This is a genomic window from Paucibacter sp. TC2R-5 (assembly GCF_025717605.1).
Classification (GTDB): domain Bacteria; phylum Pseudomonadota; class Gammaproteobacteria; order Burkholderiales; family Burkholderiaceae_C; genus Paucibacter_A; species Paucibacter_A albus.
Genome location: NZ_JAJIRQ010000001.1, coordinates 772483 through 796331, shown reverse-complemented (window position 1 = coordinate 796331; position 23849 = coordinate 772483). Strand labels below are relative to the sequence as shown.

Sequence of the window (23849 nt, the reverse complement as noted above, 5' to 3'; positions counted from 1 at the left end):
CTGGCCGGCTACATCTGGCCGGCAAACCAACTTACTTCACCAGCAACTGATTGGTTGCGGCCACATCTTCCGGCTTCAGCACGCCAGCCGCCTGGCGCAGCTTCAGGTTCAAGAGCACCGCGTCATAGCGCGCCTTGGCCAAATCACGCTGGGTGGTGAAGAGCTGCGTCTGCGCGTTCAAGACGTCCAGATTGACTCGAACGCCGACCTTGAAGCCCAGTTGTGTGGCGTCAAGCGCCAATTTGGTCGAGGACTCTGCCGCTTCCAGCGCTTTGACCTGCGCAGCCTGCGACAAAGCACCGAAGAAGTTACTCCGCGTTCCCTCTGACACGCTGCGACGCGCGTTGGCCAGATCTTGCCTAGCCTTCTCTTCCAGCACCAAGGCCTCTTTGATGCGGTTTTGCGTGGCGCCGCCGGTATACAAAGGCAGATTGACCGACAACGCAATATTGCCACTATTGGTCGTGCCGAGTATCTGCGAACCATTGCCGCGCGCATTGATCACACCTGCTGTAGCGCTCAAATCAGCCGTCAGGCCATCGGAGGCGCGGGCCTTGCCGGTTTCCAAGACCGAGGAGTCAACACCGACACGGGCCTTGCGGATCAGTGGATGCTGTTCCTCGGCTCGCTCGACCCAAGGCTCGACGGAGGCCGGCGCGATCGCCGGCAAGGCCACCGGCAAGGCCAGCGCCTTGGGCGTGACCTGCTTGCCGACGACATGGTTGAGCTTCAAGCGCTTGACGCGCAAATCATTATCGGCAGCGATTTCGGCGGCGGTGGCCAAGTCATATTTGGCCTGCGCCTCACGGGTGTCGGTGATGGTGGTAGTGCCGACCTCAAAATTGCGCTTGGCAGAGGCCAGCTGCTCTGCAAATGCAGCCTTGGCCGCCTGCGTCGTTGCCAATGTGTCCTCGGCACCGAGCACGTCGAAATAGGCTTGCGCCAGGCGGACGATCAAATCTTGCTCGGCGCTCTCAAGATCGGCCGCCGCGATGTCCAGGCCCAGACGCGCTTGTTCGACGGTGAGGCGGTTGCCCTTGTTGTACAGCGAATACTTGCCGGTCAGGCCTGCTTGAAAGGTGCTGGCCCCCACCCAGTCACGCTTGGGCAGATCGACCTGCTCGTGCTTGGCGGTGCCGCCAATACCCAGCGTAGGCTTCTCCAAGGCTTCGATCTGACCCACCCGATACTGGGCCGAATCGGCCTGAGCACGTGCCGACAAATAGGTCGGGTCAAAGGCACGGGTCGCGTCGTACAGCTCCAGCAGACTCTGCGCCCGCGCACCTGCGGCAGCGCCGAAAGCCAAGGCCAAGGCCACACCAATCTTGGTCAGTGGGCGGAGCGAATTAGATACGCGTTGGTCTGACATGAACTTCCTCGTTAGCAATTACAAATGACAAGCGTCAATATCTCGGCACCGATGGGTCGGTCGAAAGCGACCACGCATCAATACCACCGGCGAGGTTATAGACGGAATCGAAGCCTGCGCGCAGCAAAAATGCGACGACTTGCAGACTTCTGACCCCGTGATGGCAATAACAGACGATGGGCTGCGCCCGGTCCAGCTCTCCCACGCGCGCAGGAATCTGCCCCATCGGTATCAACTCGCTGCGTAAACCGTCAACAACAATGCGGGACAGCTGCGCTTCCCAGGGCTCGCGCACATCCAGCAGCACAGGCGGATGGCTGCCGGCGCACATCGCCAGCAACTCGTCGGAGCCAATCTGCCGCATCTCAACAATCAGAAGCTGAAAGCGCTGACCGGCGCAAAGCCCTGCAAGCGGGGTGCGACGGTATCGAACAAATTGCTGGTGCGGAAGTCTTGCTCACCGACGCGCACGATCAACTGCGCGCGCATCACCGGCTCCTCACCGACGATTGCCGCCAAACGCCCACCCAGCTTGAGCTGAGCCAAGAGCGCTGCCGGAACTTCGGCAACCGAGCCGGATAGCAAAATCACGTCAAACGGGCCTTCCGCCGCAAAGCCATTGGCGCCGTCCTGCTCACGCACAGCCACGTTAGCCAGACCTGCGCGCTTGAGATTGGCGGCGGCAAAAGCGGCCAGTTCGGGGTTGATCTCGAGCGAAATCACCCGCTGCGCCCGGTGGCCCAGCAAAGCCGCCATAAAGCCGCTGCCCGCACCGACTTCCAGCACTTTCTCATGCCGAGCGACCTTCAACTCTTGCAGCAAGCGAGCTTCCACGCGCGGCACCAACATGCACTGACCGCCGGGCAAAGGGATCTCGACGTCCATAAAGGCCAAGGCCTTGCAAGACGGCGGCACAAAATCTTCGCGCTTGACCACCGCCAACAACTGCAAAACGCCGGCATCCAGCACATCCCAGGGCCGGATCTGCTGCTCGATCATATTGAAGCGGGCTTGTTCGATATTCATGTCTAGTCCTTGGGAAAAGCTAATTCCATCAGCCCGGGATTCTAGGGCCTGCAAACTTGCGTTTGGCCCAGGCCCCGAGGTCATCCAGATAGCAATAGATCACCGGCACCACCACCAGCGTCAGCAGCGAGGAGGTGATCACGCCGCCAATAACGGCCTGCCCCATCGGCGCGCGCTGCTCCGAGCCTTCGCTGAGCGCAAAGGCCAAGGGCACCATGCCGAAGACCATCGCCATCGTTGTCATCAAAATGGGCCGCAAGCGCACCTTGGCCGCATGCAGCAAGGCTTCTTCACGCCCCATCGGCTCAGCTTCAACGCCGTGGCCATGCTCCCCGGCGCGCGAGCGGATCGCAAAGTCGATCAACAAGATCGCGTTCTTGGTCACCAAGCCCATCAACATCACGATGCCGATGATGCTGAACATATTCAGCGTCGAGCGGAACATCAGCAGCGCCAGCACCACACCGATCAAGGTCAAAGGCAGCGAGCTCATCAAGGCCAAGGGCTGCAAAAAGCTCTTGAACTGGCTGGCCAGAATCATGTAGATGAACACGATCGCCAGCGCCAGGGCGCCTACTGCGTATTGGAAAGACTCGTTCATATTCTTGGTCGAGCCGCCGAAGGTGTAGCGATAGCCGGGCGGGAAAGCGGTGCGCTCGAGCACCGCCTTGATATCGCTCGACACCTCGCCCGAACTGCGGCCCAAGGCATTGGCGTCGATGGTGATCTCGCGGCTCATATCGCGCCGATTGATCTGACTCGGGCCGCTCGACTCGCTCACCTCGGCCACTTGCGACAAGCGCACAACGCGCGCCGAGCCGTCGGCGGCCGCCGTCACATTGATGGGCAACTGCTGCAGATCGGCCAAAGCCTTGCGGCCGGCCGGCCCCAGCCGCACGATCACGTCGTAGTTCTCGCCATCGAGCGCGCGCCAGTTGCCGACTGTGGTGCCGGCCAGCAAGGTCCGCAGCGAGCCGGCCAAGGCATTGACATTGAGGCCGGCGTCGGCGGCGGCGTCACGCTTGACCTCGATCGCAATCGTCGGACGGTTCGCCTTCAGCGAGCTATCCAGATCGACCAGACCGGGGATCTTGATGATCTCGGCCTGGATCTGCTTGGACAGCCGCTCCAACTCGCCCAGGTCCGTCCCCTGAATCGAAAACTGCAGGCTTTTGCCACCGCCCAAATCGGTCGGGCCAATATTGGTGATGGTGATGGCCGGCACGGCGGCGAGCTTGTCACGCATAGGCTGGGCCAGATCGGCGACGCTGCGGCTGCGCTCGGCGCGGTTGGCCAGGCGCACATAAATCGCGCCGTAAATCTTGCCGGCCGCGAAGCCGCTATTGATCGTCGTGACGGTGTAGCGCACCTCGGGCAACTCGCGCAGCAGCGCATCGATTTGGCGCGCCCGTGCCTCGGTGACTTCCAAGGCGGAGCCCACCGGCGTGTAGAAATTGATTTGCGTTTCGGACAGATCGGCCTTGGGCACGAACTCCTTGCCGACCCCGCCGAGCAAGACAAAGCTGAACAAAAACGTCCCAAACGCGATCCACAAGGTGGTGGCCTTGTGGCGCAGCGACCAGCCCAATATGCGCTGATAAGCGGCCGATAACCATTCGGTGAAGCGGTCCACCTGCAGGGTCAGGCGGCCCAGCGTCTTGTCATACAGCGTCACCGGCGGACCCCGGTGCACACCATGCGCCTGCGGGTCATGCCAGATGCTGGACAGCATCGGGTCGAGCGTGAAGCTGACGAACATCGAAATCAGTACCGCCGCGACGATGGTGATGCCGAATTCATGGAAAAACTTGCCAACGATGCCGCCCATAAAGCCGATAGGCAAGAACACCGCCACGATGGACAAGGTGGTAGCCAGCACGGCCAGGCCGATTTCGGCCGTGCCGTCGAGTGCGGCCTGCCTGGGACTGGCGCCCATCTGCACATGGCGCACGATGTTCTCGCGCACGACGATGGCGTCGTCGATCAAGAGCCCCACGCATAGGCTCAGCGCCATCATGGTGATGTTATTGATCGTGAAGCCGAAGGCATACATGAACAAAAACGTACCGATCAAGGCAATCGGTAGGGTCAGGCCAGTAATGACGGTGGAGCGCCAGGAGTTGAGGAACAAAAAGACGATCAGGATGGTCAGCGCCGCGCCCTCGAACAAGGTGCGCTGCACATTGGCGACCGAGACCCGGATCGCGCGCGAGTTGTCGCGGTTGATCTCGGTGCGTATACCCGCCGGCGTCACATTGGCCGAGTCTTTCAGCGCACTCATCAAACCGTCAACCACCGCAATGGTGTTCTCGCCCTGACTTTTTTGCACGCTCAACAGCACCGTGCGCTGGCCGTTATAGAGCGCCAAACTCTCCACTTCCTGCGGCCCGTCGATCACATCGGCGACCTGCCAGAGCCTGACCGAGGCGCCGCCTTTGCGCGCCACCACGATGTCGCGAAAGTCCGCCGGCACCTTCAGCCGCGCATTGATCTGCACGACCCGTTCCTGCTCATTCGAGCGGATCGTGCCGAGCGGCAATTCCTGGTTCTCGCTCTTGACGGCGGCCAGCACCTGATCAACGCCAACCCCCAGCGCTTCCATGTCTTGCGGGCGCAGTTGCAACTGAATCTGACGCTGCAGCCCGCCGACGACCGACACCGAGCCGACCCCGCGCACGTTCTCAAGCCGCTTTTGCAAGACCTGGGTGGCCCAGGTGGTCAGCTCTTGTGTGCTTCGACTCTTGTCGTCAGCCAAGACCGCCACACTGAATATGGGTGTGCTCTGCGGGTCAAAACGAGAGATGCGCGGCTCCTTGACCTCGTCGCGCAGGAGTGGGCGCATCAGGGCCACCTTCTCGCGCACATCCTCGGCGGCCTTGCGGCCATCAACATCCAGATTGAACTCGATGATGACCACCGAAGTCCCCTCGTAGGAGCGCGAGGTCAAGGCACTGATACCGGCCACCGTGTTGACCGCCGACTCGACCTTCTTGGTGACCTCGCTCTCGACGATCTCCGGCGAGGCGCCGGGATAGTCCATTTGCACCACCACGGTGGGGAAATCAATATTCGGGAACTGATCGACCGACAGACGCTGATAGCTGAACAGGCCCAAGACCACCAAAGCCAGCATGACCATCACGGCCATCACGGGGTTGTTGATCGATACGCGGGTGAACCACATGGTGTCGGCTCCTGCTCAGGGTGCCGAAGCCGCGGCGGCCGGCGCGGTGGCGGGAGCCGAAGCCTGCGCAACGCCTACACGTGGCGGCAGCGTCACCAGCGTGCCATCAGCCACCTGCCCCGCCGTGCCGGTCAAGAGCTGCGCACCTTCGGGCACGCCGCTGCGCAAGGCCTGTACCGGCTGGCCGCGCAGCTCGCCGCTGCGACCCAGCTCCACCTCGCGGGCCCGCGCCTTGCCGTCGATGATTTGCAGCACATAGGGCCGCGCCCTGTCGAAACGCACGGTCGATACCGGCGCCACCAAGCCCTCGATCTCATCCAGCAAAATCCGTCCGCGCGCGAACATGCCGTGGCGCAAGCCCGCCTGACCGGCCACCTTCAGGTAGACCAGCACAGCCCGCGTACCGGCCTGAGCCGCTGGGTTGATGCGCACCACGGTGGCGGGAACTTCCTGCGCCATGCCGTCCACCTGCAGCAGCGCCTTGGCGCCAATCTTCAACTCGGCCGCCATTTCGGGCGGAATGGCCGCCTCCAGCTCCAGCTGGCTCAGGTTGACGATCTCCAGCACCCGGCCGTCTACAGGAACCCGCTCGCCCGGCTGGGCCAGGCGCTGTGAAACCTGGCCGTTGATTGGGGCAATCAATGTGGCGTCGCCATGGGCCTTACGCGCCAGATCGACGGCAGTTTGGGCCGCCTGATAAGTGGCCTCGCTGCCGGCCATGCTCGCCACGGCGTTATCCAAAGCGGTGCTGGAAATAAAGCCCTGCCCGACCAAGGCGCGGTTGTTCTCCAGCGCGCGCCGCGCAATATCGAGTTGCGACTTGGCGGCGCGCGCGTTTTGCTCGGCTTGGCGCAGGCGCAAGTCCAACTCAACCGTATCGAGTTTGCCCAAGACTTGGCCCACACGCACGCTGTCGCCCTCACGCACCGTCAAGTTGGCCAGTTCGGCCGCCACCTTGGCCTTGATGATGGCGGTCTCAAAGGCCCGCAAACTGCCGGAAATTTCAAGCTTGCCCGCGAAGCGTTCGCGCTTGACCACAGCAACATCGATATCGGCCAAGCTCAGGCCGCTGCGCGGTTTGGCCTGCGCCTGAGCCTGCGCATCTTTGGCCGACTTCATCGCCTTCATTTGGCGCACGCCACCGACGCCAAGCAGGGCCACGACGGCCACCGCCAGAGAAATCTTCACCCAAGTTTTCATTGATCTCTTGCTTTCGAATTGCGGCTCAAAAGGCCTCGCAACATCAAGTCCATTTGCACCGCCAAGACGGCGGGCGGGTCGATTGTGGGGCCGTGCAGCTTGCAGGCGCCGAGTGAGTGTTGGTAAAGAATCATGTGCAGCATCGGCCCGACCAGCACATGCACGGTGTCGGCAACCGGCACCGGGCGAAACTCGCCGCTCTGGATGCCGCGTTCGATCAAGCTGCCCAGCAATTGGTGCGTCGGCTGCACCACCTCGTCAACATAAAAGCGCGCCAACTCGGGAAAGTTGCGCGCCTCTGCCATCATGATCTTGCTGATCCCGCCGGCCGTTCCCAGGCCCACCTGCCGCCACCATTCCCCCATCACATGGCAAAGCAAATCGGCCACCGAACCCTGGTGCTGCGCGGCCAGCACGGCGGCCTCGGCGATGCGCGATGACAAGTTCTCACGCACCACCGCCTTGAACAATTCGTCCTTGCTCGGGTAATACAGGTAAAGCGTGCCCTTGGACACCCCCGCCAACGCCGCCACCTCTTCGGTGCGCGTTGCCGCAAAGCCCTTTTCAACAAACAGCGTCAATGCCGCCGCCAGCAACTCCTGCGGGCGGGCTTCTTTGCGACGTTGACGGGGGCTTGTACTCAAGTGCGGCTATACCTAATGACCAATTGGTCAGTAATGTAGGCCAGGGCTCCGTGGGGGTCAACGGCGTAAACCGCGAAAAGCCAAAACCAAGGCTTCGTTGGGCAGCACGGGCCGGCCCGAGCCGCGCAGATGGTTCTTCGCTCGAACTGGGTTTGGCGGAGGTCGGATCAAGGCACAAAGTTGTGCGCTGAAGTCGGAAAATGCCCGGAGCGGGGTTTCGACGGCCGTTCTGCCGCGCTCCGGGCACAAGGCCCACCTCGGCTCTCAATCCAGCACCCCACGCAGCCACGCCGAAGATGGGTGGACATAGCCACTTGTTATCATCGCGCCCACTCAAAAAACAAGGGAGCCCCGTGTGGACGCCATTTTGCTGATCAAGGCCGCCGTCATGGGCATCGTGGAAGGCCTGACCGAATTCTTGCCGATCTCCAGCACCGGGCATTTGATTTTGGCCGGCTCGCTGCTGGGCTTTGATGATGCAAAGAGCAAGGTCTTTGATATCGCCATCCAGACCGGCGCCATCTTTGCCGTCATCTTGGTTTACTGGCAGCGCCTGCGTGAAGTGGCGGCCGGTTTGGGCAATGACGCGCGCGCACGCCGCTTTGTCATCAACGTCGCGATCGGCTTTTTGCCGGCCGTGATCCTGGGCCTCCTGTTCGGCAAGGCCATCAAGGCTCATCTGTTCACACCCATCGTGGTGGCCAGCACCTTTATTTTGGGCGGCTTCATTATTTTGTGGGCCGAGAAGCGCCAGCAAGCGGAGGTCCGCATCCACTCGGTCGACGATATGACACCGCTGGACGCGCTCAAGGTGGGCTTGATTCAATGTCTGGCCATGATCCCAGGCACCAGCCGCTCGGGCTCCACCATCATCGGCGGTATGTTGATGGGCTTGTCGCGTAAAGCGGCGACCGATTTCTCTTTCTTCCTGGCCATCCCGACTCTGATTGGCGCCGGCGCTTACAGCCTGATCAAGGAGCGTGCGCTGCTGAGCATGGCCGATGTGCCGATGTTCGGCGTCGGCCTGCTGTTCTCGTTTCTGAGCGCCTGGGTTTGCGTGCGCTGGTTGCTGCGCTACATCTCCAGCCACAGCTTCACGCCATTTGCCTACTACCGTATCGGCTTCGGCATTCTGATTTTGGTGACCGCCTTCACCGGCACCATCGTTTGGAAAGACTAGTTACGCTGCATGCGCATCACTCACCGAGGCTTCCAACTCGGTGAAGGCCTCCTGCACATAGCGACCCAGCAGCGGCAGATTGGGCAACTCGTCGGTCGCAATCAGGCCGAAGAACAGCTCGCCCGCATAGCTGAACAGCGTGATATTCAGGAGGTTGCTCGGCGGCAAGGTGCTGATGGGATGCATTTCTTCCATCCGCGCGCCTTTGACGTACAGGTGCGACTTCGGGCCCGGCACATTCGACACCAGCGTGTTGCCCATAGGCGGCAAGGTGTTGCTCAGGCCCAGCATCTCGGCGATCTGCGCCACCAGGCCGGTGATGATGGTGTAGGACTCGATCGCTTCGGCCGACACGCTGTCGATCATGGTGCGCACATTGCGCAGCGAGAAGCCGATATTGCGCAGGCGCACATAGGGGTCTTCGGTCGGCGCGGACAGCTCCACCTGGATGATGCCGATCTTGTTACCGGCTGTCTTCTCGCCCTCTTTGCGCAGATTGACAGGCATCTGTATCGTGATCGGCCGGCGCAACTCCACGCCTTGGTCCAAGAGATAGCGGCGCAAAGCACCATCCAAGCAGGTCAGCGCCACATGGTTGATGGTGGAGCGAGTGCGCTCACGAATGCGGTTGACACGGTCCATGGACACGCCAGCGGTGGTGAACTGGCGCCCGGACGTCACTTGGCCGGTCAGCGGTGTCTTGGCGCTGGAGACAAAGGGCAAGGCGATCGCGTTCTTGGTCAGCTTGACGCTCTCCAAGAACAACATCGCGGCCAGGCGACTGATGCCCAGAATCCGCAGGCTGGTGCCGCTGAGTTCTTTCCAGACAGCGGCCAGCATCTCGTCTTGGCGTTTGACGCCAATCCGACGCTTGCCCTTGCCGTGCCCGCCATGTTGGAGCGTCCACACCGGCGTCAGCTCCAGCTCTTCGGCCGAATCGGCCAGCCCCTCGGCCGTCCAGCGCGCCATGGTGACGCCGTCGGCATAGGCATGGTGCATCTTTTGATAGATCGCGAAGCGCCCCTCGGTAAGCCCGTCGATCACATGCAAGGCCCACAGCGGGCGCGAGCGGTCCAACATCGGCTCATGCAGGCCGGCCACAAAGGCGTAGAGCGCCTCGCGGTCATTCGCGCCGCGCGGCAGCTTGTGATAAAAAATATGCTGGCTCAGGTCCACTTCGGCGTCTTGCCAGCAGGGCATGGCGGTCAGCGAAAAGCGAATCACTCGGTTGAAGGGCGGCGCCACCTCGGTGAAGCCCAGGTATTCGCGGTAGAGACTTTTGGCAAAGCTCACTGGCGCTTTGGCCGGCCGCTTGAACATCAGCAGCCCGCCCACATGCTTGGGGCTGGCCTGCGACTCGGCGACGAAGAAACCCAGGTCAAGCAAGGACAGTTTTTTCATGGTGTTGCGCGCAGAGAAATGGTTGCAGCGATTGTGTCGCCAGCGAGTCAGTCGCTTGTCCGTGGGTTTACCCGCGCCAGTGGCGGGTTTGCCTCACCCAAAGCCGGGTCAAAACAGCCATCAACAGCAACACCAAGAACCAGGCCAAATAGCACACCAGCAATGAAGGCTGATAGCCCGGCGGCGCCTGCCAGCCCTGATGCTCCAACATCTGGCCGCCAAAGCGCCATTGCATATAGACCCAGGCCAGGGCATGAATCAAGGCGATGTGTACCAGGTAGAAAAACATTGGCCGGCTGCCGAACAGCATCAAGACGCGCGGCGGGTGTTGCACCCAACGCTCGATCAGGGCCAATGCCGCCAAGCCAAGGCCCAATGTGATGCACAGATAGAGCAGCGAAGGCGGGTATTTATGCACATCGACAAAAGCCATCAGCTCCAGCGCCAAGCCGCTGCCCTGCCCCAAACGCGCCTGCCAGCTATGCGGGTCGCCATAAAAATTGCCGCTGCGCAGCAGTACAAAAGCGAACAACAAGGCAGCTGCAGCGCTCAGCAAAAATCGCTGCCGGCGCGCGGGCTCCCAGGCCAGCACCGGCCCCAAGGCGTAGCCGGCCGCGATCAGCCCGACCCAAGGCATCAAGGGATAGGCAAACACGACGCCCAGGCCCGGCCAAAGCTGCCGGTAGCCGCCCTGATGCCAGGCCATCATCGGCCAGGAGGCGTCTTTGCCATGCCAAGCGTCCAGCAGGTTGTGCGGCAAGATCAAGGCCGCCGCCACCAGGGCAATGAGGGGCAGCGGCAGCCAGATCAACAAGCCCAAGACCATCATGGCCATACCGATCGCCCAGATCACCTGCAAGATCAGCACATTGAAGCCAAACTGCCAGCTGAAACTGACCCAGGTGAGTTCCAGCAAGACCAGCAAAGCGCCGCGCCCGAGCAAGTAACGCGTCATCTCGACCTTGCTGCGGCGCTTTGAGCGCAAGTAAGCCGACATGCCGGCCAGCAAGACAAAGATCGGCGCGCACAAATGGGTGATCCAGCGCGTCCAGAACCAAGCGGGCGAGCCCAGTTGCAGATCCAGGGGATTGAAGGGTGTCGGGGCAAAGAAATCGCGCGTGTGATCCAAAGCCATCAAGACGATAACCAGGCCGCGCAGCAAATCGATAGCGAACAGCCGCTGGGAGGGAGAATGATTCACGGTCGGGAGATGGAGTTGAGGAAGGCCGTTTGTTAGCTTGGATATTAGGTCGGCGATCGCCCCAAGCATCTGGGGTGATTCCCTCGGCACAGCGACGAGGCTTAGGCTTCCCCCAGTTAAACTGCGAGCCATGACGATCACGATCAAATCCGGCGCCGATATCACCGCTTTGCGCATTGCCGGGCGCTTGGCCTCCGAAGTCTTGGACATGCTCACGCCGCATGTCAAACCCGGCATCACCACCGACCAACTCGACAAGCTGGCACACGACTACATCGTCAATGTGCAGCAAGCGATTCCAGCCCCCCTGAACTACACGCCGGCCGGCTACATCCCCTACCCCAAGTCGATCTGCACCTCGGTCAACGACCAGATCTGCCACGGCATCCCAAACGACCGCGCCTTGAAGAACGGCGACATCGTCAATATCGACGTCACCGTGATCAAAGACGGCTGGCATGGCGACACCAGTCGCATGTTTGTCGTCGGCGAAGGCTCGATCGCGGCCAAGCGCCTGTGTGCCTTTACCTACGAAGCGATGTGGAAGGGTATTGCCAAGGTCAAACCCGGTGCTTATCTGGGCGACATCGGCCACGCCATCCAGACCTATGCCGAGAACGCCGGCTTCAGCATCGTGCGCGAGTTCTGCGGTCATGGCATCGGCCAGGTCTTCCACGAAGAACCGCAAGTGCTGCATTACGGCCGCCCCGGCACCCTGGTGCAACTGGTCGAGGGCATGGTGTTCACCATCGAGCCCATGATCAATGCCGGCCGGCGCGAGATCAAAGAAGGCAATGACGGCTGGACCATCAAAACCAAAGACAGATCGCTGTCGGCGCAGTGGGAGCACACGCTGATCGTCACCGAGACCGGCTACGAGGTGTTCACACTCTCGGCCGGCAGCCCGCCGCCGCCTGCATTCATCACTGCTTGATCAGGTGAGCAAGGGCGTGGGCAAGGCGGTCGCAAGTGTCGAGCCCAAAAGCTTGGCCGAGTTCCGCCAAGACTTCAAAGCCGGCAAGCAAGCACTGGTCGAGGCTTTCCGCAAGGGCCGCCCTACGGCCGCAGCAGCGGCCGGTCTGCTCAGCGCACTGGCTGCGCATGTCGACGCCGCCCTGCAAGGGCTATGGGCCCGCAGCACCATGCCCGCAGGCGCCAGTTTGCTGGCCGTGGGCGGCTACGGCCGCGCGGAGCTCTTCCCCTACTCCGATGTCGATGTCTTGCTGCTGCTGCCCGACGGTGTCGAGGCGCATCAATGCGGCGCGGTCAAGACCGGCATCGAGGCCTTCATCACCGCTTGCTGGGACATCGGCCTGGAGATTGGCTCCTCTGTGCGCACGCTGGACGAATGCCGCCAGGAAGCTGCCGGCGATGTAACCATACAAACAGCGCTGCTGGAAGCGCGCTGGCTGGCCGGCGACCGGCCCCTGGTCCAACAGTTGGAAAAATTACTAACGGCCTCCATGGACGCCAGCGCCTTCTTGCGCGCCAAGACGCTGGAGATGAGCCAGCGTCACACCAAGTACGACGACACGCCCTACTCCCTGGAGCCCAATTGCAAGGAAAGCCCGGGCGGCCTGCGTGACCTGCAAGTGCTGATCTGGATCGCCCGCGCCGCCGGCCTGGGGCAGACCTGGAAGGGTTTGGCGCAGGCCGGCCTGATCACCGCCTTCGAGAGCCGCCAGCTGCAACACAACGAAGGCCTGCTCAAACTGATTCGCGCCCGCCTGCACTGCGTGGCCGGTCGGCGCGAAGACCGGCTGGTGTTCGATCAACAAACCGCCGTGGCCGAGAGTTTTGGCTATCAAAGCAGCGCCGGCCAGCGCGCCTCGGAAGTGCTGATGCGGCGCTACTACTGGGCTGCCAAGGCGGTCACGCAGCTGAACCAGATTCTGCTGCTGAATCTCGAGGAGCAGATCAACGGCTCGCAGCAAGGTCTGATGCGCCCGATCGACGCGCATTTTCTGGACCGGGCCGGCATGCTGGAGGTCGCCTCGGACGACCTTTATCAGCGCGAACCGCATGCGATTTTGCGCACCTTCTTGGTCTATCAGCAGACCCGCGGCATCAAGGGGCTGTCGGCCCGCACCCTGCGCGCGCTCTACAACGCGCGCCAGCTGATGAATAGTGCGTTCAGGCGTGACCCGGTCAACCGCGCGACTTTTATGCAGATCTTGCGCCAGTCCGAGGGCCAGACCCACGCCATGCGCTTGATGAACCAGACCTCGGTGCTGGGGCGCTATCTGTGGGTGTTCCGCGGCATCGTGGGTCAGATGCAGCATGACCTGTTCCACGTCTACACGGTCGACCAGCACATCCTGATGGTGCTGCGCAATGTGCGGCGCTTCTTCATCCCCGAGCATGCGCATGAGTACAGCTTTTGCTCGCAGCTGGCCGCGCAATGGGCCAAACCGGAGCTGCTTTATATCGCCGCCCTGTTCCATGACGTGGCCAAGGGGCGCGGCGGTGACCATTCCGATCTCGGGGCCCTAGAAGCCAGGCGTTTTTGCCGCGACCATGGCCTGGACAAGGCCGATGCGGACCTGGTGGTGTTCTTGGTACAGCAACACCTGACCCTCTCCAGAGTGGCACAGAAGGAAGATCTGTCCGACCCCGACGTGATCAATCGTTTCACGCTGAAGATGGTCGATGCCCGGCATCTGACCGGCCTGTATTTGCTGACGGTGGCCGATATTCGCGGCACCAGTCCCAAGGTTTGGAATGCCTGGAAAGGCAAGCTGCTGGAGGACTTGTACCGTGTCAGCCTGCGTGCCCTGGGCGGCGCACAGCCCAATTTGACGGCCGATATCGAAGCCCGCAAGCAAGAGGCCCGGCAAGCACTGGCCCTGCATTCGATGCTGCCCGGTACCGAAGCGCCGCTTTGGCAGACACTGGAGATCAGCTACTTCGCGCGCCATGAAGCCGGCGATTTGGCCTGGCATGCGCGCTCGCTCTGGCGCCATGTGCAAAGCCCGGTGCCGGTGGTGCAGGCCCGCCCCTCGCCGGTCGGCGAAGGCCTGCAAGTGCTGGTCTACTCGCCCGATGCGCAGGATCTGTTCGCCCGCATATGCGGTTACTTTGACGGCGCCGGCTTCAATATTCTGGATGCCAAGGTGCACACCACGCGCAGCGGCTACGCGCTCGACACCTTCCAGGTGCTGAGCCCTGATCTGGACCTGCACCACCGCGACCTGGTGTCGCTGGTCGAGAACAAGCTGACACAGGCGCTGCTGAACGCCGGGCCCTTGCCCGAGCCGCGGCGCGGGCGCTTGTCGCGTCGGGTCAAGTCCTTCCCCTACACGCCGCGCATCGCACTGCGCCCGGATGAGCGCGCCCAACATTGGCTGTTGACCATCAGCACCAGTGACCGCGCCGGCCTGCTCTATGCGATTGCCCGCGTGCTGGCGCGCCACGGCATCAATCTGCAATTGGCCAAGATCTCGACCCTGGGCGAGCGGGTCGAAGATACCTTCCTGGTCGACGGTGCCGCTTTGCAGCACAACAAGGCTCAACTTCAAATCGAGAGCGAGCTGCTCGATGCAGTGGCGCTGCAAAAATGAACGCAGAAACCACAGCCAAACATGGCCCACCTTCGCCGCTGATAGCCGCCGAGGAAGCGATTAGCGCGCTGAAGGCCTTTGACGCCATCATCGACGTGCGCTCGCCGGCCGAATATGCCGAAGACCATCTGCCCGGCGCGCTCAATTGGCCCGTGCTGGATAACGAGGAGCGCCACCGGGTCGGCCTGCTCTACAAAAGCTCGCCCTTCGAGGCGCGCAAGATTGGTGCGGCTTTGGTGGCGCGCAATATCGCCCGTCATATCGAGGCCCATGCCGAGCCCTTGAGTCGCAACTGGCGGCCATTGGTCTACTGCTGGCGCGGCGGCCAGCGCTCGGGCGCCATGACCTGGTTTCTCGGCCAGATCGGCTTCAAGTCACGCCAGCTGCAGGGCGGCTACAAGGCCTATCGGGCGCAGGTTCGCGAAGCCTTGCTGACGCAACCGGCCGGCTTCGAGTTTCATGTGCTGTGCGGCCGAACCGGCAGCGGCAAGACCAGATTGCTGCAGACGCTTGCCGGCTTAGGCGCGCAAGTGCTTGACCTCGAAAAATTGGCGGCCCATCGAGGCTCAATCCTCGGCGCATTGCCGGATCAACCCCAACCCAGCCAAAAAGGCTTTGACACCTTGCTGTGGCAGCAGCTGAGCCAGCTGGACCCAAGCCGGCCGGTCTTTGTTGAAAGCGAAAGCCGCAAGATCGGCCAGGTCCGCATGCCCGAATCGATGTACGAAGCGATGCGGGCCAGCGACCACATTTATTGGCTGGAGATGCCGGGCGCGGCCCGTGTGGAGCTGCTCTTGCAAGACTATGCTCATTTCTTCGAGCGGCCCGACTACTTCTGCGCCAAGCTCGACGCCTTGATCAGCATGCGTGGCCGCGAACGCGTGCAAGGCTGGCAGGCACTGGCGCGCGCCGGCGATTGGGGCACGGTGTTCGCAGAACTGATGCGCGATCATTACGACCCCGGCTACGAGCGCTCCTTGGCCGGACATTACCCGCAGCTTGAGCGGGCAAGGCGCATCCAGCTCGCCGATGGCTCCGCCCCTTGCCTTCATGCCCTCGCGCTGGACTTGATGGCGGTCAAGGCCTGAAGCCCTGCTGCGTGGCAAGATACTTTCTTCAAAGTGAGTACAGATGCAATTTTTAGAAACTGAAAATGCCCTGCGTCAATCACGCCAATTCGGGGTGAAGCCGGTGCCCGTGCTGCGCCCCTTGGGTTGGTTGTCCCGGGGCTGGCAGGACTTGGTGCGCTGCCCTGGCCCCTCGCTCGCCCATGGTCTGGTGCTGGCGGCCCTCGGGGCCTTGATCTTTGTGTTGGCGCGCCAGCATTTCTGGCTGCTGGCCGGCGCCTTCAGCGGCTTCTTGCTGGTGGCGCCGATTTTGGCGACCGGCTTGTATGTGATCAGCCGCGACCTTGAGCATGGTCGCACACCGAGTTTTGCCGCCATCATCAAGGCCTGGCGGCCACGCGACGGACGCTTGGTGGTGTTCGGCGTGTTGCTGGCCTTTGCCGGCACCGGCTGGGTGATGACATCTGCCTCCTTGATCACCGGCTTTGCGGGCGCACCCATTCGAGAGCCGGCGGACTTTTTGCGTCACGTGGTGCTGAACGAAGAATCTCATTTATTCGAAATCTGGCTGGCCATGGGGGCGGTCTTGGCCGCCCCGATGTTCGCCTCGACCTTGATCGCCGTGCCGCTGCTGCTGGACCGCACGGACGTTGGCGTGCTGGGCGCCGTGTTCACCAGCTGGCGCGTGGTGATGGCTTACCCGGCGGCGGTCGCTTTGTGGGCAGGCTTGATCATGTTGCTGACTTTGCTCGGCATGGCCAGCCTGATGCTGGGCTTCGTCGTGGTCTTGCCCTGGTTGGGTCACGCCAGCTGGCACGCCTACCGTGACCTCGTTTCCAACACCGACTGACCGCGGAGGCCCAAGCACAGTATGTTCGGATACAGCGAGCAGCAAATTGCCCAGTTCGGCCTGAGCTGGGGCGTAGGCCTCTTCATGGTCTATATGGTGTTCATCATCTTGCAGCTGGCGCGCGAGTCCAAGGCCGGGCGTTTCGGCACTTTTGTCTTGCTCTTGGGCCTGGGCTTCGGCATGGTCGGCTACTTGGCCAAGGGCGCCATCAAATGGTTTATGACGGGCATCGGCGGATAGATTCCCGATGAGCCTGCGCGACACCATCACCCGCAGCTTCAAGCATTCCAGGCTTGAAGATGTACAGGCCCTGCTCACCGGCACCTTGTTCGTCGCCCTGGGCGTGGCGCTGTTCAAGCAGGTGGGCATGTTGACCGGCGGCACGGTCGGCATCGCCTTCTTGCTTCATTACGCCAGCGGCCTGCCCTTCGGCGCCCTCTTCTTTTGCATCAACCTGCCTTTTTACTGGCTGGCCTATAAGCGCATGGGCTTGCCCTTCACCCTCAAAACCATCACCGCAGTCAGCTTGATGGCCGTGTTAGCTGAAGCACTGCCGCGCTGGCTGCAGTTTGCCCAGCTCAACCCCTGGTTCGCGGCGATTGCCGGTGGCCTGCTGATTGGTGCGGGCATGTTGATTCTGTTCCGTCACCGCGCCTCTCTTGGCGGGCTGAATGTGGTGGTGCTCTATCTGCAGGAGAAGTACGGCTGGCGCGCCGGCTATGTGCAGGCTGGCCTGGACCTGGTGATTCTGCTTTGCGGCTTGGCCTTTGTGCCACCCGATCGAATCGGCCTGTCAATTGTGGGCATGCTGGCCATCAACGCCGCGCTGGCCATCAATCACCGGCCAGGCCGCTATATGGCGGTGTAGTTGTTCACGCAAGTCCTGTAAGCTCGCTAACTTGCCAACTACTGGGACGCGCAACGATGAATGTCAGTAATATCGGCGGATACGGCAGCCTCGTCGCCGCCTCGCTTGTGCTGCTGTTTGGCCGCATGCTGGTGACACGCATTGCCGTTCTGAAGGCCTTGACGATCCCCGAGCCGGTCGCAGGCGGCTTGGTGGTGGCTTTGCTGATGCTGCTGGTGCAGCAGCTGAGCGGCTACACGGTCAAGTTCGATACCTCTTTGCAAACCCCGCTGATGCTGGCGTTTTTCGCCACCATAGGCCTGTCTGCCAACCTTGCCAGTCTGAAGGCCGGCGGCAGCATCATGGTCAAGTTCCTGGGGGTCGTGCTGGGCCTCTTGTTGATGCAAAACATGATAGGCCTAGGCATGGCTTCGCTGCTGGGCCTGGATCGACATCTGGGCCTGCTGGCCGGCTCCATCACCTTGTCGGGCGGGCACGGTACGGGTGCAGCTTGGAGCAAGGTCTTCAGCGAACAGTTTGGCCTGCAGGGCGCGACCGAATTGGCGATGGCTTGCGCCACCTTCGGCCTGGTGCTGGGCGGCGTGATCGGCGGTCCGGTGGCGAAATTTCTGATGAGCAAGATGAAGCCTCAAGCCGCAGCACAGCAGCCGGCTCAGGCGCCAAGCAACTTTGAAGAGCCCGAAGCCACCCGCCTGATCACGGTCAATTCCTTCATTGAGTCCTTGGCCTTGATTGCGCTGTGCTTGGCCGGCGGCGACATGCTCAGCGCTGCCATCGCGGGCACGGCGTTCGAATTGCCGACCTTTGTTTGCGTGCTCTTTATCGGCGTCCTGCTGCGCAACGTCTTGGCCGGACTGGGGCTTCACCAAGTTTTTGACCGCGAAGTTTCGGTACTCGGCAATGTCAGCTTGGCGCTTTTTCTGGCCATGGCCTTGATGAGCTTGCGTCTGTGGGAGCTGGCTAATCTGGCCCTGCCCATGCTGCTGATTCTGGCGGTACAGGCGATGGCCATGGCGGCCTATGCGATCTTGGTCACGTTCCGCGTCATGGGCAGCAACCATGACGCCGTGGTGTTGGCGGCCGGCCACTGCGGCTTTGGTTTAGGTGCGACGCCCACCGCAATCGCCAATATGCAGGCGGTCACGCATCGCTTCGGCCCTTCGCATCTGGCCTTCATCGTCGTGCCCATGGTGGGCGCCTTTTTTATCGACATCGCCAACGCACTGATCATCAAGCTGTTCATGGCCCTGCCGATTTACTGAGCCCGCCAACTTCTTGTCAAAGCAATGCGCTATACCAGCGCAAGTCCAGCAAGCGCCGCGCCAGCTGGTGGCTGCGCCCTGCTGGGTCGGCCAGATCGTGCAAGATATCGAAGTGGTTGCAGCCCTTGATTTCTTCGCAAATCGGCACCACCCGGCGGCCCCAGGCCTGGCGGATCAAACGGTTTTGGCGTTTGAACTCCTCACTCTCTTGCGCGCCCACGATGGCATAGACCGGCGCCTCGGGGGCGGGAAACTGTGCCGGGCTGAGGCGGCGCACGCTGTCGGCATCCAGGCGCAGATCAGCCTGCAAAAACGGGGCCTGGCGCAGCGGCGCCAGATCGTAGACACCCGAGATCGCCAACACGCCCTTGACGAGGTGATGCGGCAAATCCGGCGCGACAGCCTTCCAGTCGCAGCAATTGAGCATGCTCGCCAGATGTGCCCCGGCCGAATGCCCGACCAAGACCACCCGCATGGGGTCGCCGCCATATTCGGCCGCATGACGCCAGACCCAGGCAAGTGCTTGCACCAGTTGCAAGGGAATGCGGTCCATGCCGACATCCGGGCAAAGCGAATAGTTTGGAATCACGACCATGGCCCCTTCATCGGTGAAGGAGCTGGCCAAAAAAGAGCTGTCCGATTTATCCAGCGAGCGCCAATAACCACCGTGCACAAACACCAGCACCGGCGCGTTCGGCACGTCCGAGGGGAAAACATCCAGCCGCTCCGCCGCAGCCTCGCCGTAGGCCACATCAAGCAGGCAGCGCGACCGTTCACGCACCAATTGCGAGGCCCGCGCCCAGCGGCCCAGAATGTCGGCGCTGTCGGCCACGCGAGCGCGGTTGTTGTATTGCTGATCGAACCAGGCGGGGCTTTGACGGGGCATGCTCGGCTACTCCTTGCTTGAAGCTTAGGACTCAAGTGTCGATGCTGGCGGCGGGCCAGCCACTCGACAAAAACCCGCAGCATCGCACAGACCGAGCAGCCTCCTGGCGAGCAAACTGAGCGGGCAAGAAAAAACCTCGCGAAGTCGTCAGACTTGGCGAGGTTGATCTGGTGGGCGGTGCAGGTTTCGAACCTGCGACCCCCACAGTGTGAATGTGGTGCTCTACCCCTGAGCTAACCGCCCTGAATTTTGTGAATCAAATCCACCAGTCCATCTAGACGCACGGCATGCAGCCATGCAGATGATGTTCTGGTGGGCGGTGCAGGTTTCGAACCTGCGACCCCCACAGTGTGAATGTGGTGCTCTACCCCTGAGCTAACCGCCCGACTTTTTCAGTTCTTCGCTAACTGCGAAGCCCACAATTATGCCACGGATTTTGCTGGCGACTCAAGCAGATTGCCAGATTCTTTTTCCGCCGCTGGCCTTGTCCAGCTCGCCCAGCACGCGCTCATGGGCGAGTTGTTCTTCCTCGCTGGCCTGCAAAATCGGCAGCACAAAGCTGCTCAGATCAATCGCGGCCAGCTTGAATTCAGCCGACTGCGCATTGCTGCCCGAGTCATCCATGACCAGCGAATCCTGTCCGCGCGTCAGGCGGATATAGACCTCGGCCAACAATTCGGCGTCGAGCAAAGCGCCGTGCAGCTTGCGGTTGGAGTTGTCAACCTCCAGCCTGCGGCACAAGGCATCCAGCGAGTTGGCCTTGCCCGGGAACAAATCACGCGCCATCAACAGCGTGTCGCGCACGCTGCCCACGGTGTCGGTGATGGGCGGGCGGCGCAGCCTCTTCATCTCGGCATTGACGAAGCCAATATCGAAGGGAGCGTTGTGGATCACCAGCTCGGCGCCGGCCAGAAAATCCAACAACTGATCGGCAATGTCGGCAAACAAAGGCTTGTCGGACAGAAACGCTTCGGTCAGGCCATGCACACGCAGCGCGTCCTCATGGCTGGCGCGTTGCGGGTTGACGTAAAGGTGCAGGTTGTTGCCGGTCAACTGGCGGTTGACCATCTCGACGCAGCCGATTTCGATGATGCGGTCGCCGCCCTCGGCGGCCAGACCGGTGGTTTCGGTGTCGAAAAAGATTTGACGCATGGGGACTCGGGGAAAACTAGAAATCAGGCTTTGCGACGGCTGGAGTAAACCCAGATCAACATGCCCACCGCCACCATGGGCACGCACAGCCATTGGCCTTGGCTCAGGTTGAGCGCGCGCAGGCCCAGATACTCATCGGGCTCACGGAAATACTCGGCCATAAACCTGAAGATGCCGTAACCGATCAAAAACATGCCCGAAACCTGACCGGTTTGGCGGGGCTTGCGCGCATACAGCCACAGCAGAACGAACAACAACAGGCCCTCGCCGAAGAACTGGTAGAGCTGTGAGGGGTGGCGTGGCAAGGCTGAGCCCGACTGCGGAAACACCATTGCCCAAGGCAGGCTGGGGTCCGCCGCGCGCCCCCACAGCTCGCCGTTGATGAAGTTACCCAGACGGCCCATGGCCAGCCCGGTCGGCACGCAGGGCGCGATCAGGTCGGTGACTTCAAAGAACTTGCGCCCACGCAGCTTGGCGAACAAGGCCATAGCGGCAATCACGCCGAGCAAACCGCCGTGAAACGCCATGCCGCCCTTCCAGACCGCCAGCACTTCACCCAGGTTATGCATGTAGTAGTCAGGCTTGTAGAACAGCACAAAGCCCAGCCGCCCGCCCAACACCACGCCCAGCACGCCGAAGAACAAGAGGTCGTCCACATCGCGGCGGCTCCAACCCAAACCCGCAAACTGCGGCTGCGCGACCCGGCGGTTGGCCAAAAACAAAAACAGGCCAAAGGCGGCCAGATAGGTCAGGCCATACCAATGCACGGCCAGGGGGCCGAGCTTGATGGCTATCGGGTCAAACTGGGGGTGAACCCACATTGCGTCGTCCTTTGAAGAGCGCTTGAATGAATCTTGCTGCGCCGGGAAATCAGCCGCGCATCATAAGGTGCCGGCTCAGGCGCGCGGCCGGCCGGCAGCCTCAGCCCAGTTCGGCCAAGCTCTTGCGCGCATCTTTGGCGTAGTTAGGCCGGATATGTTTGTCCGAGGCGGCGCGGCTGAAGGCTGCTTTGGCCGCAGCCTTGTCGTCCAAGGCTAACCAGGCCTCGCCCAACCGGTGGTCAATGGGTAGCTGCTGCGCGCCGGCCAGGCTCTTGGCGCGCTCCAGATGTTGGACCGCAGCCTGGTTTTGCCCTTGATCCAGCGCCAGACGAGCCAGGCAATAGGAGGCCATGGCCTGGCTGGGCTGATCACGCTGCAACTGCTCGAACAAGCTGCGCGCCTTGTCGAACTGCTGCTCCCTCATCCAGTGCCGGCCCAGCTGCGACGTGGCCTCGCGCACGTCGGCCAGCAAGGCGCCGTCACTGCCCGCACGCACGGCCATCAACTCACGCTCGGCCTCGGGCCATTTTTCGGCCGCAGCGGCCACCAGCGATCGCAGCAAGCGCGCCTGTTCGGGCTGGCTGGCGCGAATCTCGGCCTCCAGCGCCTTGGCCTTGGCCGCGCTACCACCCAACATCTGCGGCGTGAACAAATAGAGCTGCACCAGCTTGCTGCGCGCGGCGTACAGCGTCGGGTCAAGTTCAAGTGCCTTGTGCAAAGCGTCCTTCAGGCGCCCCACCATCGCCACCGCTTTCAAGGGGTTGATCATTTGCACTTGGTGGCCCATCACCTCGGCTGCGGCGTAATAGCAAATGGCTTCTTGCGGGCCGCGTTCGCGGCAGGTCTGCGCCAGCTTGGCCGCAGCGTCGAGCCGCGCCACGTCATAGGCATCACTGCTGCCCAAAGCCGCGCCCGCCAAGGCCTGCACATCATCGGGCTTGAGCTTCAGGCGCGCCTTCGAGGCACGCTCCAAGTCCTCATAGCGGCCTGCGTCTAGCAGGCTTTGCAGCTGAGCATCCTTGAACAGCGCGGCCTGCGCGGCAGGGCTCAAGCTCAACAGAGCGAGCAGGCAGATCAAGGAGCTTAGGGCGTGAAAACGGCGGGGCAAGGGCTTGAAGGGCATAGGCAAAAATGACTCGAAGCGAGTTTGAAGTGATTTCGACAAAGAGAGTATGTCTTGATTGTGCGCATCCACGCTGCGCCCAGGCAAGTTCTGCGACGAAGTGCAGAAACAAGCGCTTCAGACGCTGGTTCGAACTCAAGGCAGCATCAAACGCTGAATATGTTCGACAAATCGCAGCACCGTCGGTGCGGCGTCGCGGCGCCAAATCAGGCTGGTTTCACACACCGGCGCCGCCCCAAGCAAAGGCCGGTAGACCACGCCGGCGCGCTGAAAAGCCATCACGCTGGCCGGCACCCAGGCCAGGCCAATGCCGGCCGAAACCAGATTGACGATGGTCTGCATCTGAATCGCCTCTTGCACGACCGGGGGCTCCAAGCCATGCTGGCGATAAAACGCCAGCAGCGCATCGAACAAGGACGGCGCAATCTCGCGCGGGAAAATCACGAGCGGCCGGCGTAGCACCGCCTGTACATCCAGGCTGGCGCTCACCGCCAAGGACTCCTCGCTGCTGAGCGCCAGCACCATGGCCTCGCTGGAAATCCTCAAGCTCTCAAAGCCGGGCGGCTGAGCGCCGGGCGCATGGATGATGAAGCCGGCATCCAGATCGTTCTGCGCGAACTCACGCATTTGCACGTCCAAGGTCGCTTCGCGCAAGGTCAATTCGATGTCGGCGAAGTCCTCGCGAAACAACCTCAACCAGCGCGGCAAATCGCCAAAGCCTACGGTCGATATAAAGCCCAGGCGCAGCCGGCCGCGACTGCCGCGCGCCGCCGCCTGCGCAAAAGCCGGCAAGGCCTCGGCCTGCGCCAAGATGGCGCGCGCCTGCGGCAGCAGGCCCAGGCCGGCCGCGCTCAAGGCGACCGAGCGGCTGCTGCGCTCGAACAGGGGCGCGCCCAGGCTGCCCTCCAGCTTTTGTATCGCCTGCGTCAAGGGGGGCTGCGTCATGTGCAGGCGCTCGGCGGCGCGCCCGAAATGCAGTTCTTCCGCCACGGCTACAAACTGGCGCAGCGTTCGCAACTCAATCATTGATATGCCAATTGTATTAATCAGAAGTG

At 61.9% G+C, this 23849-nt stretch carries 21 protein-coding genes and 2 tRNA genes; 8 read left to right on the top strand and 15 right to left on the bottom strand.

What is annotated here, in order from left to right; all coding sequences use genetic code 11:
• Positions 1-31: 31 nt before the first annotated feature.
• From LNV08_RS03390 to LNV08_RS03365, 6 genes are read right to left on the bottom strand one after another with little or no spacing between them, the layout of a single operon-like run.
• Positions 32-1369: a TolC family outer membrane protein gene (locus LNV08_RS03390; RefSeq protein WP_263532226.1), complete on the bottom strand. Its 1338-nt coding sequence runs from the start codon at positions 1367-1369 to the stop codon at positions 32-34.
• A gap of 34 nt (positions 1370-1403) precedes the next feature.
• A complete protein-coding gene (locus LNV08_RS03385; protein ID WP_263532225.1) occupies positions 1404-1733 on the bottom strand; it encodes a rhodanese-like domain-containing protein in 330 nt (109 codons plus the stop codon).
• Between the two features lie 8 nt (positions 1734-1741).
• Entirely contained in the window at positions 1742-2395 is a 654-nt protein-coding gene (locus LNV08_RS03380) for a protein-L-isoaspartate O-methyltransferase family protein (protein WP_263532224.1), read from the bottom strand.
• Between the two features lie 28 nt (positions 2396-2423).
• Positions 2424-5579, bottom strand: a complete 3156-nt coding sequence (locus tag LNV08_RS03375) for an efflux RND transporter permease subunit (protein ID WP_263532223.1) — start codon at positions 5577-5579, stop codon at positions 2424-2426.
• Positions 5580-5594: 15 nt separating this feature from the next.
• On the bottom strand, positions 5595-6779 hold the full coding sequence (locus LNV08_RS03370) for an efflux RND transporter periplasmic adaptor subunit (protein WP_263532222.1): 1185 nt from the start codon (positions 6777-6779) through the stop codon (positions 5595-5597).
• Complete coding sequence (locus tag LNV08_RS03365) at positions 6776-7423, bottom strand: TetR/AcrR family transcriptional regulator (protein ID WP_263532221.1); 648 nt, start codon at positions 7421-7423, stop codon at positions 6776-6778. Before LNV08_RS03365 ends, LNV08_RS03370 begins: the two co-directional genes overlap by 4 nt.
• A gap of 355 nt (positions 7424-7778) precedes the next feature.
• Between LNV08_RS03365 and LNV08_RS03360 the strand changes: the two genes are divergently transcribed.
• Positions 7779-8603, top strand: a complete 825-nt coding sequence (locus LNV08_RS03360; RefSeq protein ID WP_263532220.1) for an undecaprenyl-diphosphate phosphatase — start codon at positions 7779-7781, stop codon at positions 8601-8603.
• Here the strand turns inward: LNV08_RS03360 and LNV08_RS03355 are convergent, their stop codons facing one another.
• Positions 8604-10004: a wax ester/triacylglycerol synthase family O-acyltransferase gene (locus LNV08_RS03355; protein WP_263532219.1), complete on the bottom strand. Its 1401-nt coding sequence runs from the start codon at positions 10002-10004 to the stop codon at positions 8604-8606.
• A 67-nt stretch (positions 10005-10071) separates the two neighbouring features.
• Positions 10072-11205: a DUF1624 domain-containing protein gene (locus LNV08_RS03350; RefSeq protein ID WP_263532218.1), complete on the bottom strand. Its 1134-nt coding sequence runs from the start codon at positions 11203-11205 to the stop codon at positions 10072-10074.
• Between the two features lie 130 nt (positions 11206-11335).
• Between LNV08_RS03350 and map the strand changes: the two genes are divergently transcribed.
• The 7 genes from map to gltS are packed head-to-tail and all read left to right on the top strand — an operon-like array spanning position 11336 to position 18812.
• Positions 11336-12139 carry a type I methionyl aminopeptidase gene (gene map, locus LNV08_RS03345; RefSeq protein WP_263532217.1) on the top strand — a complete coding sequence of 268 codons (804 nt, stop codon included), beginning with the start codon at positions 11336-11338 and terminating at the stop codon, positions 12137-12139.
• 4 nt (positions 12140-12143) lie between these two features.
• The gene (locus tag LNV08_RS03340; RefSeq protein ID WP_263532216.1) at positions 12144-14765 is read left to right on the top strand and encodes a [protein-PII] uridylyltransferase; all 2622 of its coding nucleotides are present in this window, start codon (positions 12144-12146) and stop codon (positions 14763-14765) included.
• On the top strand, positions 14762-15853 hold the full coding sequence (mnmH, locus tag LNV08_RS03335) for a tRNA 2-selenouridine(34) synthase MnmH (protein ID WP_263532215.1): 1092 nt from the start codon (positions 14762-14764) through the stop codon (positions 15851-15853). The genes LNV08_RS03340 and mnmH overlap by 4 nt, the downstream gene beginning before the upstream one ends.
• A gap of 43 nt (positions 15854-15896) precedes the next feature.
• A complete protein-coding gene (locus LNV08_RS03330) occupies positions 15897-16682 on the top strand; it encodes a DUF2189 domain-containing protein (protein ID WP_263532214.1) in 786 nt (261 codons plus the stop codon).
• Between the two features lie 21 nt (positions 16683-16703).
• A complete protein-coding gene (locus LNV08_RS03325) occupies positions 16704-16922 on the top strand; it encodes a DUF2788 domain-containing protein (protein ID WP_263532213.1) in 219 nt (72 codons plus the stop codon).
• A gap of 7 nt (positions 16923-16929) precedes the next feature.
• Positions 16930-17550, top strand: a complete 621-nt coding sequence (locus LNV08_RS03320; protein WP_263532212.1) for a YitT family protein — start codon at positions 16930-16932, stop codon at positions 17548-17550.
• A gap of 56 nt (positions 17551-17606) precedes the next feature.
• Positions 17607-18812, top strand: a complete 1206-nt coding sequence (gene gltS, locus LNV08_RS03315) for a sodium/glutamate symporter (RefSeq protein ID WP_263532211.1) — start codon at positions 17607-17609, stop codon at positions 18810-18812.
• Between the two features lie 16 nt (positions 18813-18828).
• On the opposite strand, the gene LNV08_RS03310 is transcribed toward gltS, so the two are convergent.
• From LNV08_RS03310 to LNV08_RS03280, 7 genes are all read right to left on the bottom strand, one after another.
• Positions 18829-19698, bottom strand: coding sequence for an alpha/beta hydrolase (locus tag LNV08_RS03310; RefSeq protein ID WP_263532210.1), 870 nt, complete (start codon positions 19696-19698; stop codon positions 18829-18831).
• A gap of 168 nt (positions 19699-19866) precedes the next feature.
• Positions 19867-19941: transfer RNA gene (locus LNV08_RS03305), tRNA-Val, on the bottom strand.
• A 67-nt stretch (positions 19942-20008) separates the two neighbouring features.
• Positions 20009-20083 (bottom strand) — tRNA-Val (locus LNV08_RS03300).
• A gap of 62 nt (positions 20084-20145) precedes the next feature.
• On the bottom strand, positions 20146-20850 hold the full coding sequence (gene dnaQ, locus LNV08_RS03295) for a DNA polymerase III subunit epsilon (RefSeq protein ID WP_263532209.1): 705 nt from the start codon (positions 20848-20850) through the stop codon (positions 20146-20148).
• Positions 20851-20873: 23 nt separating this feature from the next.
• Positions 20874-21671 carry a prolipoprotein diacylglyceryl transferase gene (gene lgt, locus LNV08_RS03290; protein ID WP_263532208.1) on the bottom strand — a complete coding sequence of 266 codons (798 nt, stop codon included), beginning with the start codon at positions 21669-21671 and terminating at the stop codon, positions 20874-20876.
• Positions 21672-21771: 100 nt separating this feature from the next.
• Positions 21772-22728 carry a tetratricopeptide repeat protein gene (locus tag LNV08_RS03285; RefSeq protein ID WP_263532207.1) on the bottom strand — a complete coding sequence of 319 codons (957 nt, stop codon included), beginning with the start codon at positions 22726-22728 and terminating at the stop codon, positions 21772-21774.
• Positions 22729-22929: 201 nt separating this feature from the next.
• Positions 22930-23820, bottom strand: a complete 891-nt coding sequence (locus LNV08_RS03280) for a LysR family transcriptional regulator (protein ID WP_263532206.1) — start codon at positions 23818-23820, stop codon at positions 22930-22932.
• Between the last annotated feature and the right edge of the window lie 29 nt (positions 23821-23849).

Coding starts and splice junctions, on each gene's coding strand:
- LNV08_RS03390 (WP_263532226.1), bottom strand. CDS start 1,369: ATGTCAGACCAACGCGTATCTAATTCGCTCCGCCCACTGACCAAGATT.
- LNV08_RS03380 (WP_263532224.1), bottom strand. CDS start 2,395: ATGAATATCGAACAAGCCCGCTTCAATATGATCGAGCAGCAGATCCGG.
- LNV08_RS03320 (WP_263532212.1), top strand. CDS start 16,930: ATGAGCCTGCGCGACACCATCACCCGCAGCTTCAAGCATTCCAGGCTT.
- LNV08_RS03330 (WP_263532214.1), top strand. CDS start 15,897: ATGCAATTTTTAGAAACTGAAAATGCCCTGCGTCAATCACGCCAATTC.
- mnmH (WP_263532215.1), top strand. CDS start 14,762: ATGAACGCAGAAACCACAGCCAAACATGGCCCACCTTCGCCGCTGATA.
- lgt (WP_263532208.1), bottom strand. CDS start 21,671: ATGTGGGTTCACCCCCAGTTTGACCCGATAGCCATCAAGCTCGGCCCC.
- dnaQ (WP_263532209.1), bottom strand. CDS start 20,850: ATGCGTCAAATCTTTTTCGACACCGAAACCACCGGTCTGGCCGCCGAG.
- LNV08_RS03370 (WP_263532222.1), bottom strand. CDS start 6,779: ATGAAAACTTGGGTGAAGATTTCTCTGGCGGTGGCCGTCGTGGCCCTG.
- LNV08_RS03375 (WP_263532223.1), bottom strand. CDS start 5,579: ATGTGGTTCACCCGCGTATCGATCAACAACCCCGTGATGGCCGTGATG.
- LNV08_RS03310 (WP_263532210.1), bottom strand. CDS start 19,698: ATGCCCCGTCAAAGCCCCGCCTGGTTCGATCAGCAATACAACAACCGC.
- LNV08_RS03385 (WP_263532225.1), bottom strand. CDS start 1,733: ATGCGGCAGATTGGCTCCGACGAGTTGCTGGCGATGTGCGCCGGCAGC.
- map (WP_263532217.1), top strand. CDS start 11,336: ATGACGATCACGATCAAATCCGGCGCCGATATCACCGCTTTGCGCATT.
- gltS (WP_263532211.1), top strand. CDS start 17,607: ATGAATGTCAGTAATATCGGCGGATACGGCAGCCTCGTCGCCGCCTCG.
- LNV08_RS03280 (WP_263532206.1), bottom strand. CDS start 23,820: ATGATTGAGTTGCGAACGCTGCGCCAGTTTGTAGCCGTGGCGGAAGAA.
- LNV08_RS03355 (WP_263532219.1), bottom strand. CDS start 10,004: ATGAAAAAACTGTCCTTGCTTGACCTGGGTTTCTTCGTCGCCGAGTCG.
- LNV08_RS03325 (WP_263532213.1), top strand. CDS start 16,704: ATGTTCGGATACAGCGAGCAGCAAATTGCCCAGTTCGGCCTGAGCTGG.